General features: G+C 64.3%; 12 protein-coding genes. 5 read left to right on the top strand and 7 right to left on the bottom strand.

From position 1 onward, the window contains the following. Positions 1-13 precede the first annotated feature (13 nt). Entirely contained in the window at positions 14-1,624 is a 1,611-nt protein-coding gene (gene ccoN / locus KVX96_RS16915; RefSeq protein ID WP_261195940.1) for a cytochrome-c oxidase, cbb3-type subunit I, read from the bottom strand. Between the two features lie 208 nt (positions 1,625-1,832). Here ccoN and KVX96_RS16910 point away from each other — a divergent pair, with 208 nt between their 5' ends. Further along, entirely contained in the window at positions 1,833-2,672 is an 840-nt protein-coding gene (locus KVX96_RS16910) for a universal stress protein (RefSeq protein WP_261195939.1), read from the top strand. A 107-nt stretch (positions 2,673-2,779) separates the two neighbouring features. Here KVX96_RS16910 and fnrL read toward each other — a convergent pair whose 3' ends face one another. Next, entirely contained in the window at positions 2,780-3,529 is a 750-nt protein-coding gene (gene fnrL / locus KVX96_RS16905; RefSeq protein ID WP_314733139.1) for a transcriptional regulator FnrL, read from the bottom strand. 58 nt (positions 3,530-3,587) lie between these two features. Between fnrL and hemN the strand changes: the two genes are divergently transcribed. After that, positions 3,588-4,943: an oxygen-independent coproporphyrinogen III oxidase gene (gene hemN, locus KVX96_RS16900; RefSeq protein ID WP_261195938.1), complete on the top strand. Its 1,356-nt coding sequence runs from the start codon at positions 3,588-3,590 to the stop codon at positions 4,941-4,943. Between the two features lie 3 nt (positions 4,944-4,946). Here hemN and KVX96_RS16895 read toward each other — a convergent pair whose 3' ends face one another. From KVX96_RS16895 to KVX96_RS16885, 3 genes are all read right to left on the bottom strand, one after another. After that, positions 4,947-5,939 carry a 2-dehydropantoate 2-reductase gene (locus tag KVX96_RS16895; RefSeq protein WP_261195937.1) on the bottom strand — a complete coding sequence of 331 codons (993 nt, stop codon included), beginning with the start codon at positions 5,937-5,939 and terminating at the stop codon, positions 4,947-4,949. 75 nt (positions 5,940-6,014) lie between these two features. Further along, on the bottom strand, positions 6,015-6,941 hold the full coding sequence (gene argF / locus KVX96_RS16890; protein WP_261195936.1) for an ornithine carbamoyltransferase: 927 nt from the start codon (positions 6,939-6,941) through the stop codon (positions 6,015-6,017). Between the two features lie 19 nt (positions 6,942-6,960). Further along, positions 6,961-8,151: an aspartate aminotransferase family protein gene (locus KVX96_RS16885; RefSeq protein WP_261195935.1), complete on the bottom strand. Its 1,191-nt coding sequence runs from the start codon at positions 8,149-8,151 to the stop codon at positions 6,961-6,963. Positions 8,152-8,444: 293 nt separating this feature from the next. Between KVX96_RS16885 and KVX96_RS16880 the strand changes: the two genes are divergently transcribed. Beyond that, positions 8,445-10,775, top strand: coding sequence for a response regulator (locus tag KVX96_RS16880; protein ID WP_261195934.1), 2,331 nt, complete (start codon positions 8,445-8,447; stop codon positions 10,773-10,775). 141 nt (positions 10,776-10,916) lie between these two features. Here the strand turns inward: KVX96_RS16880 and KVX96_RS16875 are convergent, their stop codons facing one another. Beyond that, the gene (locus KVX96_RS16875) at positions 10,917-11,729 is read right to left on the bottom strand and encodes an ABC transporter permease (RefSeq protein WP_261195933.1); all 813 of its coding nucleotides are present in this window, start codon (positions 11,727-11,729) and stop codon (positions 10,917-10,919) included. 153 nt (positions 11,730-11,882) lie between these two features. Here KVX96_RS16875 and KVX96_RS16870 point away from each other — a divergent pair, with 153 nt between their 5' ends. Beyond that, entirely contained in the window at positions 11,883-12,491 is a 609-nt protein-coding gene (locus tag KVX96_RS16870; RefSeq protein WP_314733138.1) for a GcrA family cell cycle regulator, read from the top strand. Positions 12,492-12,560: 69 nt separating this feature from the next. Here the strand turns inward: KVX96_RS16870 and KVX96_RS16865 are convergent, their stop codons facing one another. Next, entirely contained in the window at positions 12,561-14,504 is a 1,944-nt protein-coding gene (locus KVX96_RS16865) for a DUF3604 domain-containing protein (protein ID WP_261195932.1), read from the bottom strand. Between the two features lie 268 nt (positions 14,505-14,772). On the opposite strand from KVX96_RS16865, the gene rimO reads away from it, so the two are divergent. Continuing rightward, positions 14,773-16,173, top strand: a complete 1,401-nt coding sequence (rimO, locus tag KVX96_RS16860) for a 30S ribosomal protein S12 methylthiotransferase RimO (protein WP_261195931.1) — start codon at positions 14,773-14,775, stop codon at positions 16,171-16,173. The last annotated feature ends 103 nt before the right edge of the window (positions 16,174-16,276 follow it).

Here is a 16,276-nt window from a genome sequence, read left to right as displayed (position 1 = left end):
CTTTCGGCCCTCCTTATTCGGCCGGTGCCGCAGCAGAAGCAGCAGCCGCCTTGGGCTCGCCTTTGCGCACGGTCATCCAGAGGTTATAGGCCATGATCACACCGCCGGTGACGTAGAGCACACCACCCAGAGCGCGGACCACATACATCGGGAACTTCGCGGCCACGGTGTCGGCGAAAGAGTTCACGAGGAAGCCGTTGGCGTCCACTTCACGCCACATCAGGCCTTCCATGATCCCCGTCACCCACATGGAGGCGGCGTAGAGCACGATGCCGATGGTGGCGAGCCAGAAGTGCCAGTTCACCAGCGCCAGGCTGTAGAGCCCCTGCTTGTTCCAGAGTTTCGGGAACAGGAAGTAGAGCGCGCCGAAGGTGATCATGCCGTTCCAGCCCAGAGCGCCGGAGTGCACGTGGCCGATCGTCCAGTCGGTGTAGTGGCTGAGCGCGTTCACCGCCTTGATCGACATCATTGGCCCTTCGAAGGTGGACATGCCGTAGAAGCCGATCGACACCACCATCATGCGGATGATCGGATCGGTGCGGATCTTGTCCCATGCGCCGGAGAGCGTCATCAGGCCGTTGATCATGCCACCCCACGACGGCATCCAGAGGATGATCGAGAACACCATGCCGAGCGTCGAAGCCCAGTCGGGCAGCGCGGTGTAGTGCAGGTGGTGGGGGCCGGCCCAGATGTACAGGAAGATCAGCGCCCAGAAGTGGATGATCGAAAGCTTGTAGGAGTAGACCGGGCGTTCGGCCTGCTTGGGCACGAAGTAATACATCATGCCAAGGAAGCCTGCGGTCAGGAAGAAGCCCACGGCGTTGTGGCCGTACCACCACTGCGTCATCGCATCCTGCACACCGGCGAAAATCTGCACCGAGTCGGAGCCGAAGATCGAGACCGGGATCGCGAGGTTGTTCACCACGTGCAGCATGGCCACGGTGACGATGAAGGAGAGGTAGAACCAGTTCGCCACGTAGATATGCGGCTCTTTGCGCTTCACGATCGTGCCGAGGAAGACGAGCAGGTAGGCCACCCAGACAATGGTAAGCCAGAGGTCAACATACCACTCGGGCTCGGCGTATTCCTTGGATTGCGTGCCGCCCAGCAGGTAGCCGGTGGCCGCGAGCACGATGAAGAGCTGATAGCCCCAGAACACGAACCACGCGAGGTTGCCGCCCCAGAGCCGTGCGGCCGAGGTGCGTTGAACCACGTAGAAGGACGTACAGATCAGCGCGTTGCCCCCGAAGGCGAAGATCACCGCCGAGGTGTGCAGCGGCCGCAGACGCCCGAAGTTCATGTAGGGTTGGGCCCATTCGAAGTTGAGCACGGGGAAAGCCAGCTGGAACGCGATGAACGTGCCGGCCAGAAAGCCGACAACGCCCCAGAAGACAGTTGCGACGGCGGCGTAGCGGATGACGCCGTCCATATAGCCCGTCTCAGGCGCGGCCGGAGAGAGGTTGGGTTCGTCCGTATTGCGGAGGGTCCAGAGGAACAGACCACCCGCGACCAGCATGAGGATAACCGCATGTACCTGGTAAGCGAGATCTCGGCCGTAGCTGGCGGCGATCATCATGAACAATGTCACCAGGCCAAGCCCGACCAGTTTCAAATAATTCGACATTCAAGCGTCCCTTCGTCTTGCCAGCGTCGACTCGTTTCTTTTTTGCACTGGGTCTATCTGACGGTGGCGTTTTGGCGGCCCTGCTGAGAAGCCACCTTGATCCAAATCAATACATGCTCAAAGCATGGAACGTGTTGATCCGTATCAAAGCCGACTCAATGCTTACACCCTACCCTACCATTGCTTTGCCAGAATTGGGGGTAAACTCGTGGCCTATAAGTCTTTGCTTACAGTCAGTTGCGATCCCGCAGCCGCCGGGAACGTCTTGGAAAGCGCCATTGCGCTTGCCCGCAAGGGGGATGCGCATCTCGATGTGCTCAGCCTCGGCGTCGATCCGACGCAGCCCATGGTCTACTATGGCCAGGGCAATGCGCTCATCACGCAGGAGCTTCTGATCCAGGCCCGCGAACGGGCGAAGGAGAACGAATCCGGGCTGAAAGAGCGCCTCGGGCGCGAGGAGATCTCCTGGGGCTGCGATGCGGCGGCCGCGCAGATCGATGGCGTCACCCGGCTGGTGTCACTGCGCGCACGCTATGCCGATCTGGTGATCCTGCCCAAGCCCTACGCTGAAGGCACGGGCCATGAGCAGGAGGCCATTCTGGAAGCCGCCCTGTTTGAAGGCCACGCGCCGGTGCTCGTGGTACCGGAAGGTCAGACGCTTGAGGAGGCGCCCAAGCGCATCGTCGTGGCGTGGAACGACAGCGCCGAGGCGCTGGCCGCGATCCGGGCCGCCCTGCCCCTGTTGCAGGCCGCCGAGATCGTCTCCATCGCCATCATCGATCCGCCCCAGCACGGGCCGACCCGCTCCGATCCGGGCGGTGCGCTCTCGCAGATGCTGGCCCGCCACGGCGTGCGCGCCGACATTGCGGTACTGGCCAAAACCATGCCGCGCGTGGCCGATGTGCTGGCGCGCCACGTCCAGGATGTGGACGCCGATATGCTGGTGATGGGGGCTTACGGCCACTCGCGCTTCCGCGAAGCCATCCTTGGTGGGGCCACCCGCGATACGCTGGAAGCGGCGAAAGTGCCGGTGCTGATGGCGCGCTGAAGCGTTTTGGATTTCACCTGACACAGCGTGCATCGCTCTTCGCGTTCGACCGAAGGGAGAGGCAGCGAAGACGCGATCCAAGTTTAATCCGAAACGCTCGGCGCGCGTCAGTCGTAGAAACCGCCGTCAGAATCATCCCCGGTTTCGCCCAGCAAACGGTCGAAATCGGGAATGATGACGTGGCGCTTGCCTTCCAGTTCGATCACGCCCTCCTTGCGCAAGGCCGAGATCTGGCGGCTCACGGTTTCCAGCGTCAGGCCAAGGTAGTCGGCCATCGCCTCGCGCGTGAGCGGCAAATCCACCACGATGCGCCCGGCGGCCGCGCCCCCGGTGAGCAGCGTGTTGCGGCGGGCAAAGATCGCCAGCAGGCTCGCGATTTTCTCCTTGGCTGTCTTGCGGCCAAGGATCACCATCCACTCCCGCGCCGCGTCGAGCTCGTCGAGCGTCATCTCCAGCAGGCGCTGGCTGATGTGCGGGGTCTCCTGCATCATCTTCTCGAACGGCCCCTTGCGGAAGCAGCACATCATCAGATCGGTGGTGGCCGTCACGTCATAGGTGGCCACGGCACGCCCGGGGCGGCCCACGAAATCCGACGGCAACAGCAGGCCCACCATCTGGCGGCGGCCGTCTTCCATCGTCTGCGCCAACGAAGCCACGCCCGACACGACGCTGCCCACGAAATCCACCTCATCTCCCGCCCAGACAACCGTCTGCCCGGCGTCGTATTTACGGTAATACTTGATGCCGTCCAGCACCTCCAACTCGTCGGCGTCACAGCGGGCGCAGACGGCGCGATGGCGGATCGGGCAGCTGCCACACTGGACATGCGGCGAGGTCAGGCTCTGAAGGTTCATCATGCGCGTTGGTTGATCTTGATCAATGTTGCCCGAAGCGGGATCGCCTAACGCTACAGGTATGGAACAGCAGACACAACTCGCACGGCTCGGGCTTTTTGACGCCAAAGTGCCGCGTTACACCAGCTACCCGACAGCGCCGCATTTCGCCAATGACGTGCGCGGCGGGGATTTCCGGCAATGGATCGAGGCGATCCCGGCGGGCAACGCCATTTCGCTCTATGTCCATGTGCCTTTCTGCCGGCGGCTATGCTGGTTCTGCGCCTGCCGCACGCAGGGCACCAGCACCAATTCGCCCCTGCGCGCCTATCTCGACACGCTCAAGGCCGAGCTGGACCTGCTGGCCCGCGATCTGCCCGCAGGCGTGACGCTGTCGCGGCTGCACTTCGGCGGCGGCACCCCTACGCTCCTGCCCGCCGCGATGCTGACCGAACTGACCGAGGCGATCTACAGCTTCCTGCCGCTCGGGCCGAATGCGGAATTCTCGGTGGAGATCGACCCGAACGAGATCGACGACGGCCGGCTCGATGCGCTCGCCGCCGCAGGGATGACGCGCGCCAGCATCGGCGTGCAGGATTTCGACCCGGAGATCCAGAAGATCATCGGGCGCGAGCAAAGCTACGAGATCACCGAGGCCGCCGTGAACGGGTTGCGCGCCCTTGGCGTGCTGAGCCTGAACGCCGATATCCTCTACGGTCTGCCCAACCAAACCGACAGCCGCATCGCAGATTCGGTGCAGAAGCTGCTCTCGCTCTCGCCGGACCGCGTGGCGCTTTACGGCTATGCCCATGTGCCCTGGATGGCCAAACGGCAATCCATGATCCCCTCCGATGCCCTGCCCACCCCGCAGGAGCGGCTCGGCCTTTTTGAAACCGCCCGCGAGCTGTTCGTCTGGGACGGCTACGCCGAGATCGGCATCGACCATTTCGCCGTGAAGGGCGACGGGCTGGAAACCGCGCAGCGCTCGGGCCGTCTGAAGCGGAATTTCCAGGGCTACACCGATGACACCGCCGAGGTTCTGATCGGTGTCGGGGCCTCCTCGATCTCGCGCTTCCCTCAGGGCTACGCGCAGAACGCACCGGCCACTTCGGCTCACACCCAGAAAATCCGCGAGGGGCAATATTCCACCGCGCGCGGGCATCGCTTCTCGAAGGTGGACGTGATCCGGGGCCGCATGATCGAAGCACTGATGTGCGATTTCAGCGTCTCTGTTGCCGAGGTCGCCGCCCTGCCCGGCGCATCGCGCAGCGATGTGTCCCGCTGGTGCGCCGAGGTTGCCGCGCAATTCCCCGGCTTCGTGCGCTTTGCCGATGGGCGGCTCGACATCCTGCCCGAAGGGCGCCCGCTCACCCGCATGGTCGCCCGCGCCTTTGACGCCTACGATCTGTCCCGCGCCGGGCACTCCAGCGCGGTATAAGCTTCAGCCATTTTCAAGCTCGCCCGGATCCAGTTCGGGCGAGCCCTTACCCGCCGCCTCCGCCCGCGCCAGCCGCGCGGCGATGCGGGCGGTGAGCGGGGTTTGCACGCCTGTCTCCCGCGCCAGCCGCAGGATCTCGCCCTGCAGGGCGTCGATTTCCGTGGCGCGCCCATCGGCCAGATCATAGGCCATGGAGGTGCGTGCCTCGGGGTCAATCGTCAGCATCTGCGCCGCGATGCGCTTGAACAACGGCGTGGGCAGGCGCAGCAGCGGCGGGATCAGGCCCGGCGGCAACGGGGCCTGCGGCTTGAAGCCGATCCCGGCGGCTTTCAGCACCGCCATGGCCTCCGCCATCTGATCCGCCATCAGCCGCCGCCAACGGCGGTCCAAAAGCATCTGCTGCAAGGTCAGCCCGGAAAGCGCGTTGAGCGCATTGGTGAGGTTGATCAACAGCTTGCCCCATTGCACATCGACAATCTGGGCGCTTTCGAGCACAGTCAGCCCTTCCACGGAAAGTGCATTGGCCAGCGCGCCGGGGCCGGCCTCGATCACGATCTCGCCCGAGGTGGCGCGGTGGAAGCGCGCAGGCGAGGGCGACACAACGTTGAACGGCACCATCGCCGCACGCAGGTCGCGCCCGGGCAGGGAGGCGCGCAGGGTGGCTGCGCTCTCCAGCCCGTTCTGGAAGGAAATCACCGGCGCAGCCTGAGGCGCATGGGCGGCAATGGCGGCGGCCATTTCGGCTGTCGCACCGGTTTTCACCGCGACAATCACCAGATCCGCCGCGCCAAGGCAGGCAGGATCTGTGGAAAGCGTAAGCGCCTCAGGCGGCAGATGCGCCGAAAGCCCGGTGTAATCGGTGAGCTCCAGCCCCTCCGCCGCGATCGGCTCCAATACGCGCGCGCGCCCCAGAAGCGTGACGTCATGGCCGCCGCGCGCCAGAAGCCCGCCCGTGAAACAGCCGATCGCTCCGGCACCGGCAACAGTGATTTTCATGCAAAAAGGCCCTCCCTTACGCAACCTGCACGGGAGGGCCCTTGTTTGGCAAGATGGCCGTCAGGTCAGCCGCGCCTAGCGGCCCACGCACCAGCGCATGATGGCCTTCTGGGCGTGCAGACGGTTCTCGGCCTCATCAAAGATCACCGAGTTCGGCCCGTCCATCACCGCGCTTGTCGCCTCTTCCTCGCGGTGGGCGGGCAGGCAGTGCATGAAAAGCGCGTCCGGCTTGGCGTGGCGCATCAGCTCTTCGTTGACCTGATAGGGGCGCAGCAGGTTGTGGCGGCGCTCCCGCGCGCTCGGCTGATCGTGCATGGAGACCCATGTGTCTGTCACCACCAGATCGGCACCGGCCACCGCGCGGTAGGGATCGCGCTCGATGGTGATCGAAACGCCCTTGTCGCGCGCCTCCTGCATGAAACCGGCCTCCGGATCCAGCACCGGCGGGCCGGTGAACACCAGATCGAAGCCAAACTGCCCGGCGGCATGGATGAAAGAGGCGCAGACATTGTTGCCATCGCCCGACCACACAACCTTTTTGCCCGCGATGGAGCCGCGATGCTCCTCGTAGGTCAGGATGTCGGCCATGATCTGACAGGGGTGGCTGCGGTTCGTCAGCCCATTGATCACCGGCACATCGGCATATTCCGCCATCTCCAGAAGCGTGGCTTCCTCGAAGGTGCGGATCATGATCAGATCCACATAGCGGCTGAGCACGCGGGCGGTGTCGGCGACGGTTTCGCCGTGGCCCAGCTGCATGTCGCTGCCCGACAACACCATCGTCTGCCCGCCCATCTGGCGCACGCCCACATCGAAAGAGATGCGCGTGCGGGTGGAGGGCTTCTCGAAGATCAGCGCGACCATGCATCCGTCGAGCGGAAGCTCGGCGTCCGGCACGCCCTTGGGCGCGCCGTTGCGCGCGGTTTTCATCGCCTTGGCGGAGGCGATCATCGCCTTCAGATCGTCCGGCGCGGTGGCGTTGATGTCCAGAAAATGCGTCATGTCCCTATCCAGTCCTGTCTCAGGTCGCGGCAGCGAGCTCGGCTTCCACGGCATTGGCGGAAGCGTCGAGCCGGGCCACGGCCTCGGAAATCTCTTCATCGGTGATGGTCAGCGGCGGCAGCAGGCGCACCACGTTGTCGGCGGCCGGCACAACCAGCAGTTCCTGACCGTAAGCCGCTGAAACAACGGCAGTATTCACCGCCTTGCACTTGAGCCCCAGCATCAGCCCGGATCCACGCACCGCCTCGAACACCTCGGGATGCGCGGCCACAAGCCCTTCGAGCTTCTGGCGCATCAGCCCGGCCTTGCGGTTCACCTCGGCCAGAAATTCGGGCGTGGCGATGATGTCCATCACGGCACCGCCCACGGCACAGGCCAGCGGGTTGCCGCCATAGGTGGAGCCATGGGTGCCAGCCGTCATGCCGGAGGCAGCCTCTTCGGTGGCCAGCACCGCGCCCAGCGGGAAGCCGCCGCCGATGCCCTTGGCCACCATCATGATATCGGGCTCGATCCCGGCCCATTCATGGGCAAAGAGCTTGCCCGTCCGGCCCACGCCGCATTGCACCTCGTCAAAGATCAGGAGCGCGCCGTGCTCATCGCAGAGATCGCGCAAGCCCTTGAGGCAGACGTCCGGCAGCGGGCGGATGCCGCCTTCGCCCTGCACCGGCTCCACGAGGATCGCGGCCACGGTGTCATTCATCGCCGTCGCAACGGCCTCGTGATCGCCGAAGGGCAGGTGGATGAAGCCCGGAAGCAGGGGGCCGAAGCCCTTCGTCATCTTCTCCGAACCCGCCGCCGCGATCCCGGCGGAGGAACGGCCATGGAAGGAGCCCTCAAACGTCACGATGTTCACGCGCTCGGGCTGGCCCTTCTCGTAGAAGTACTTCCGCGCCATTTTCACCGCCAGTTCACAGGCTTCCGTGCCCGAGTTGGTGAAGAAAGCAGTATCGGCGAAGGTGTGTTCCACCAGCTTGTCCGCCAGCGCCTGCTGCTGCGGGATCTTGTAGAGGTTCGAGACATGCCAGAGGTTTTGCGCCTGCTTCGTGACCGCCTCTACCAGCGCCGGATGCGCATGGCCCAGCGCGTTCACCGCGATGCCCGCGCCCAAATCCAGAAAGCGTCGTCCGTCCGCCTCGATCAGCCAGCTGCCTTCGCCCTTCACGAAGGAGAGCGGCGCGCGGGAATAGGTCGGCAGAACGGTGGGGATCATGGTCGTAACCCTTTGGAAATAGCCCGTATGGAGCGTGTGTGGTGCATGATCGCAGGGATCAAGTCAATCAGGGGGGGCGGGGGCTGCACGCTGGCAGCAAGACAAATGCGCAAGTGGCGCCGAAAGGCATCAGCCTCGGCGTCGGAGCGGGAAATATGCGGCGCAAGTTGTCATGCGACGCTCATAGCGCCTTGGGTGCCCTTTGGGAAGCCGGATTATCGCCCCGCGCGCGTTGACCCTTTGTAAAGGCAAAGGCGGCATGCTGCGCCCCATCTGTAAGGAAGGAGTGCCGTATGAACCGCCCCGCGCTGCTGATCGTCTTGTCTGCCATCGCGCTTGTCGGTGCCCTCTTCATCAGCGTCTGGCAAACAGAGCGCATGGCCGGGCGCACGCTCGCGGCCCTTGCCGAGCACCGGGCCAAGGCCTGGGTGGAGCACACCTCCGAACAGCTTTTGGCCGCCGCAGAGGGCGCGCAGGAGGATCAGAGTGGGCACGCGCATGGGGGGCATGGGCATGAAGGGCACAGCCACAGCCACGCGAGCACCGGGGCACCAGACGGCCTCGCCTTGCTCATCACCGAAGGGGCTTTCCCCGATCACCTGCAAGCCATTCTTGGCGCGGAGCTTGCGGCGGATGATGTCTTTCGTTTCAAACTGTTCGATGCCAATGGCACGCTTGTGTTCCTGTCAGACACCATCGGCTCGCCTGAGCCCGCGGCGGATCTGGGCAGCCACAGCCCGACGGCTGCCGCCGCCATTGCCGCGGGGCGCGCCCACACCAGTATCGGCGATGGCCGCGACCGGGCCGATCGCCCTGACCACTACGCCGAAACCTACGTGCCGCTCTTCCTGAACGGGCAGCCCGCGGGGACGGCCGAAATCTATACCGACATTTCCGCAAGCCACCCGAGGGCCGCGGCGGCATTCCACCGGCTGAGCGCCATCATTGCCGCCGTGATGATCGCTGCCTTCCTGATTCCGCTGGGGGCCATCGCCCTCTCCCAACGGCACCTGAAAGTCACCAATGTCGCCCTTGCCAAGGCCCGCGACGAAGCGCTTGCCGCCGAACACGCCAAGGGGCGTTTCCTTGCCAACATGAGCCATGAGATCCGCACGCCGATGAACGGCGTGATGGGGATGACGGAACTGCTGCGCGAAACCGAGCTGGATGAGGATCAGCGCAGCTGCGCCGACACGATCTACGCCTCCTCCGCCGCCTTGCTGGAGATCATCAACGACGTGCTCGATTATTCCAAGGTCGAAGCCGGGCAGATGACGGTTGATTGCAGCCCCTTCGATCTGCGCGCCCTCGTGCAGGACGTCGCCGCGCTGCTGTTTCCGGTGGCCAACGCGAAAGGCGTGGAAATCTGCGTCTCGCTGGATTTCGATGCCCCCGTCTGGATGCTGGGGGACGCGCCGCGCATCCGCCAGTGCCTGCTCAACATCGCTGGAAACGCGGTGAAATTTACCGATAGCGGCCATGTGTTGATCACGGCGTCCCCTACGGACTGCGGCACCGTGGCCCTGATCGTGGAGGATACAGGCGCCGGTATCCCCGAAGACAAGATCGAACATGTCTTCGCGGCCTTCGAGCAGGTGGACAACAACGCGACCCGCCGGTTTGACGGCACCGGCCTCGGCCTTGCGATCACCCGTCGGCTGGCGCAGCTGATGGGCGGTGAGGTCACGGCGCGCTCCACCTTTGGAATCGGCTCGACGTTTACATTGAACTTGCCGCTCGAGCGCTGCGACGCGCCCGACCTGTCCTCCTGCCCCGAGATGGCGGGGCTCGAAGGGCGCAAGGTGCTTGTCGTCGACGATCTGGAGACGAACCGCCGGATCCTGGATGTCCGCCTCAGCCGCTGGGGGATGGATGTCACGCTGGCCGACGGCGCGCCAGCGGCGCTCGCGTTGCTGGACGCGGGGGCGGTGCCGGACATTTTCGTGCTGGATTACTGCATGCCCGATGTCTCGGGCGAGGATCTCTATAAGGAGATCCGAAAGCGCCCGGCCTTGGCCGCCGTCCCGGCCATCATCCTCTCCTCCGGAGAAACCTCCGCCATCCGCGCACGCCTGCTGGAAGAGGGGCTGGAAGAGATCCTCCCCAAACCCGCGCGCACCGAGCAGTTGGCCCGCGTCCTTTCCCGCGCGCTTGGGCAAGCTCACCCCCTCGCCGTGCAGCCCGAATTGCAGCCCGGCCTGCAAACGCCGCCGGAGGGATTTCCCGGACTGCACATCCTGCTGGCGGAGGACAACCGGACGAACCAGCTCGTCACCCGCAAGATGCTGGAGCCACTGGGAATCGAGATCACGCTCGCGCAGAATGGCCGCGAGGCGGTCGAGTCCTACAAGGCCTTCCCGCCGGATCTGGTGCTGATGGATGTCTCCATGCCGGTGATGGGCGGGCTTGAGGCCACGCGCCTGCTGCGCACCTTCGAGGCCCACGGCAAACGCCCCCGCTGCCCCATCATTGCCCTGACCGCCAATGCCATGGCCGAGGATCGCGCCCTCTGCTCCGAGGCCGGGATGGACGATCACCTTGCCAAGCCCCTCACCAAGCAAGCGCTGATCGACTGCGTGGCGCGCTGGTCGAAGGATTACCGCCTGCGCCGCGAAAGCGCCTAACACCGGCAGCAACGGGCCGCGAAAGGCACCGGGCCTGCGGATGAGGCCCGCCTTAACGATCCGCCATCGACAACGGTCCGCCACCGACCCGGCGGCGCGAAGGCGCGCGGCCAAGCCCCCGCGGCCGTCAGATGTTCGTCGTCAGGCTTTCATGCGGAAACCGCTGCGCAGCCATTGCCAGCACAGGAGAAGCACCGCACCGGTCGCCACGAGGCAGACCAGCAGGCCGAAGAAAGGATTGGCATCGCTCGCCCCGATGAACCCGTAGCGCGCCCCGTCGATCAGGTAGAAGACCGGGTTAAACCGCGTCAGCAGGGCTACAGGACCCGGCAGGCTTTCGATCGAGTAGAACGTCCCCGAAAGAAACGACAGCGGCGTGATGATGAAGTTTGTGATCGCGGCCATCTGATCGAATTTGCTTGCGTAGATCGCCGCAACGATGCCCAAAGCGCCGAGGAAGGCCGAACCGATCACCACGAAGATCAGCGCCCAGAGCGGGTGCTGCGGCACCACGCCCAGCACCAGCCACATCAGCACCCCGATCGCCACCGCCACGAGCACCCCGCGCCCGATCGAGCCGGCCAGATAGCCCACAAGCAGCTCACCGGCCGAAAGCGGCGGCATCAGCGTGTCCACGATATTGCCTTGCACCTTGGCGATCATGATCGACGAGGAGGTATTGGCAAACGCGTTCTGGATCACCGTCATCATCAGGATCCCCGGCGCGAGGAAGGCGGCGAAGGGCACGCCGTTCACGTCCCCCCGAGCCGGCCCGATGGCGAGGCTGAAGATCGCAAGGAAAAGCCCGGCGGTGACGAGCGGTGCCAACAGGGTCTGGGTCCAGACGCCGAGGAAGCGGCGCATTTCGCGGCTAGCGAGCGTCGCCGTGCCCAGCCAGTTCACCCGGCCGAAGCGGCGTGTGCCCATGTCGTAGCGCTCTGCGGCGTCCTGCATCTCGATTCCCCTGTTCTCTTGGTGTCGCAAGTGCTTGTATCCTGCGTTTCCGTGATTAAAATAGGGGGTCAGCAGAATTCTCCCAGGCACGCGATGGAAATGCCGGGCGCCCAGAGCCCCGAACCTGCGCGTGCGGACCGAAAAGGAAGTCAGATGTCCTGGACCGATGAACGCGTCGAAATCCTCAAGAAGATGTGGGGAGAGGGCCAGTCCGCCAGCCAGATCGCCAAGGAGCTGGGTGGGGTGACCCGCAATGCCGTGATCGGCAAGGTCCACCGGCTGGGCCTGTCCAACCGCACCGGCGGTGGCGGCACCGCGAAGCCAGCCGCCAAGGAAAAGCCCGCCGCGAAACCGGCGCCCAAGGCCAAGCCAGCCCCCGCAGAGGCCGAAGCCAAACCGGCACCGGCAGCAGACCCCACGCCCAAGCCTGAGAAGCCCGCCCCCAAACCGGCCGTGGCCGAAAAGGTCGCCACCCCGGCGCGCAAGCAGATCATCCCCGCAGGCCAGCCGCTGCCTCCGCAGCCTTCGGCCAACGAGATCAGCCCCGAAGCACTGGAATCCGTGCGCCAGGTGGAGAAGAAAGCCAAGAAGCTTACGCTCATGGAGCTGACCGAGCGCACCTGCAAATGGCCGATCGGCGATCCCGCCACCGAGGATTTCTGGTTCTGCGGCCTGCCCGTTCAGCCCGGCAAACCCTATTGCGAAGCCCATGTGGGCGTGGCCTTCCAGCCGATGTCCTCGCGCCGGGATCGTCGCCGCTAAGCCGGCCAGACCGACCACACAAAAAAGGCGCCACTAACAGGCGCCTTTTTTTCATGGCTTTTCAGCAGGTCAGCGCGGGGTGTACCAGATCGGCGAGCTATAGGCGCGCTCCGTTGTGACCATCGGCACATCGCTGTCCATCTCCACGGCGAAGCGTTTGGCTTCATAGGCCGTCCAGCGCGGTGTCGGGATTTCCAATACCCGCACGTAATAGAAAGCCTTGAGAGACGGGTCGAAATCAGGATCTTCCCAATAGGTGATCAGCTCCGGCGCGCCGATGGAGTTCGTCCATGTGGCGTTGGCGATATCCACCGTGTTGCCCACCGAAGGGATCTTGCCGTTGGCATCTGGCTGACGCTCGTCGCTCCACGCCACATCGTAGACCTTCTCGCCCTTGGTGCCGTCGGCGTTTAGCCAGCCTTTCACCACCTGTACGCGGTCAAGGTTGCCGCTGAACGGATCCTTCAGGGCCGCGATCAGGAAATTGGGCGCCCCTTCGCCGGGATTGCGCGGCAGATCACCGCCCATCGGCACACCTTTGGCATAGCCGATGTCGCCCGGCAGGCGGGACATCGCGTCCTCCGGGGCGAAGGTCCAGCCACCGAAGAACCGCAGCATGATGCGCGAGCCGGTGGTGCCATAGACCTCTCGCCGCTCAATGGCGTCAAAGATCGCTTCGCGCGTGTTTTCCGCCGCCCAGACAGCGGCCAGCCCGCCAGAGGCCTGTTTCCAGCCGTAGATCGACAGCGACGGATCCGGCGCTTCGATCACAAGGTGCTTCCAGCGATTGGGCTCAGGCTCAACGCCGGAGTGCTTGCCGAAGAAGTTGTCCTCCCCCACGGCGGCCAGCCCGGTATGCGCATCGGTGCTGCCGATCTGGCCGACCTTGAAGGGGTTCACGCCCAACGTGGATTCCAGAAGCAGCCCGTTCTTCAGCGCCTCGCGGGAGTATTCGAACTCCAGCATTTCGGGGGTTTTGACTTCGGTGCCGTTGAGGTTGGAGGCATCCCAGGTGTCGAAATCGGCGAACTCATCGTCTGGCGAGAGGAACGGGTGGGCCTCGCCGTCGCCCTTGATCTGCGTGGTCTCGATCACCGGCTCGAACCTCGCACGCAGGGCCGCGATTTCGGCCGTCAGCGGCGCGCCGTCGAAGGTCAGGTTCGAAAACATCCGCCCGTTGGAGAGGTTGCCGTTGTGCGGGATCGCCAGCACATCGCCTCCGGTGCGATCCTCAAAGGCCTGCAGATAGGCCCAAAGATCTTCCGGGTTCTTGCTGTCGAATTGCGAGAACGGCACCGTCTGGTTGGCCTCGGCGGCATTGCCCCGGAAAAGCACGTTGCGGTGGATGTTGTCGCCGCCTTCGCTTGTCCACTCAAAGCCGATGATCGCGCTGAACACGCCCGGCTCGTTGTAGCGATCGGCCAGCGCGGTGTACTCCGTCCAGGCGTTCTTCACCGCTTTCGGGTTGTCGATCGGGATCACATCGCCCGAAAGGCTGGCCACGATCTCCATCGCAGTGTCAAACACCACCTGATCGTTGCCGCTCGTCAGCTTGTCGTACCAGTCGCGCCCCTGCTCCGTGGCGAGCACTTCGGGATCGCCGTTCAAAAGCTGCGGCATCAGCCCGTACATTTCGGCGTGATCCGAGATCACCAGCCAATCCAACGGCCGGCTGAGCTTGGCCTGCAAGCCGTGCGTCGTCGTCACCTGTTCGCCGCGCGCGAAGCGATAGGCATCCTCCTGCGAAAGCCGCGTCATCGTGCCGGCATCCACCGAAACCTGCGTGTGAAGGTGTGTGTCGCCCCACAGAACCTGCGTCGGGAAGGCCCTGTCGGCATAGGGGGAGAAGTTGTCGTTGCTGAAGTTGGTTGCGACGTCCTCCTTGGAGGGCAGCGTATCCTGCACCCGTTGCGATGCCGCCTCTTGGGCATGGGCCGGCACGAGCGATGTCGCGCTCAGCAAGGCGGCCAGTACCGTCGGCCGAAACGCCGATTGTTTTCTTACAAAATCCATAGTCCCTCCCTTTCCTTTGTCCTGCAGGGCAGAGCGGGCAGCCTTTGCCTCCTGCGCCCGACGCAGGTTACGCATTTTTGAAATTGGTCCAATGCTGTGGGGCCAGTATGCAGACCGCGCCCTGAGTCTGGCAAGGCCGCACCACCTCAGGTTGATCCGCTGATCCGCGCGCTGCGTCATGGCCAAGCAAGCCTTGCTGAGGGAGCCACCTTGCCGTAAAGAAAGGCGCTTGTCGCAAGCCGCCTCCTCAGCCCGCCGAGATCTGCCCATGAGCTCCACGAACCCGCCCTCCCTGCGCCCCGACATCGCGCCCAAAGCCCGCATCAGCGACAGCGCGCGCGATGGCCAGCCGACGATCGGCATGGTGAGCCTCGGCTGCCCGAAAGCGCTGGTGGACAGCGAGCGCATCCTCACAAGGCTGCGCGCGGAAGGCTACGCGATCTCGCCCGACTACGGCGGCGCGGATGCGGTGATCGTGAACACCTGCGGCTTTCTGGATTCCGCCAAGGCCGAGAGCCTTGAAGCCATCGGCGAAGCGCTGAAGGAAAACGGCAAGGTGATCGTGACGGGCTGCCTCGGCGCGGAAGAGGATTACATCCGCGGCACGCACCCTTCGGTGATGGCCGTGACCGGCCCGCATCAATACGAGCAGGTGCTCGACGCCGTGCACGGCGTGGTGCCGCCTGCGCCCGATCCCTTCATCGATCTGCTGCCGGCAACGGGCGTGTCGCTCACGCCGCGCCATTACAGCTATGTGAAGATTTCCGAGGGCTGTAACCACAAGTGCAAGTTCTGCATCATCCCCGACATGCGCGGCAAGCTTGCCTCCCGCCCCGCCCACGCGGTGCTGCGCGAGGCCGAAAAGCTTGTCGAGGCCGGGGTGAACGAGCTTCTGATCATCTCGCAGGACACTTCGGCCTATGGGCTGGATCGCAAATACAGCCCGCATCCGTGGAAGGATGGCGAGGTGCGCAGCCATATCCTCGATCTCTCGCGCGAGTTGGGCAAGCTCGATGCATGGACGCGGCTGCATTACGTCTACCCCTATCCCCATGTGCGCGATCTGATCCCGCTGATGGCGGAAACCGCGGAAAAAGGCCGCGGCCTGCTGCCCTATCTCGACATCCCCTTCCAGCATTCCCACCCCGACGTGCTGCGCCGCATGGCGCGCCCGGCAGCGGGCTCCAAGACCCTGGAAGAGATCGCCGCATGGCGCGAGATTTGCCCCGATATCACCCTGCGCTCGACCTTCATCGTTGGCTATCCGGGCGAGACGGAAGCGGAGTTCCAGCACCTGCTCGACTGGATGGACGAAGCGCAACTGGATCGCGTCGGCTGCTTCAAATACGAAAACGTCGATGGCGCGCGCTCCAATGCGCTGCCCGATCACGTGACTGAAGAGGTGAAGCAGGCGCGCTGGGAGCGCTTCATGGCCAAGGCGCAGGAGATTTCCGAGGCCAAGCTGGAAGCCAAGGTCGGCAAGCAGCTTTGGGTGATCGTGGATGAGGTGGACGAAGATGCCGCCACCTGCCGAACCATGGCGGATGCACCCGAGATCGACGGCAACCTTTTCATCGATGAGGGCCACGCGGCGCTGGCGCCGGGCCAGATCCTTAAGGTGGAGGTCGATGAGGCCGGAGAATACGATCTCTGGGGCCGGATCCTCTGAGACCGCGCCCGGTTGGGCGCGGTTTTTCCTTGATTGAATAAAATCGATTTTTATATCTTCTGGTAGAGATTTCGCGATATTCTGTTCAGGGGCCCGCACTGCG

Origin of the sequence: Pseudoruegeria sp. SHC-113, assembly GCF_025376885.1 — a bacterium.
Taxonomy (GTDB): Bacteria; Pseudomonadota; Alphaproteobacteria; order Rhodobacterales; family Rhodobacteraceae; genus Pseudoruegeria.
The sequence above is the reverse complement of the archived record's forward strand: the minus strand, read 5'-3'. Positions and strand labels throughout refer to the sequence as shown.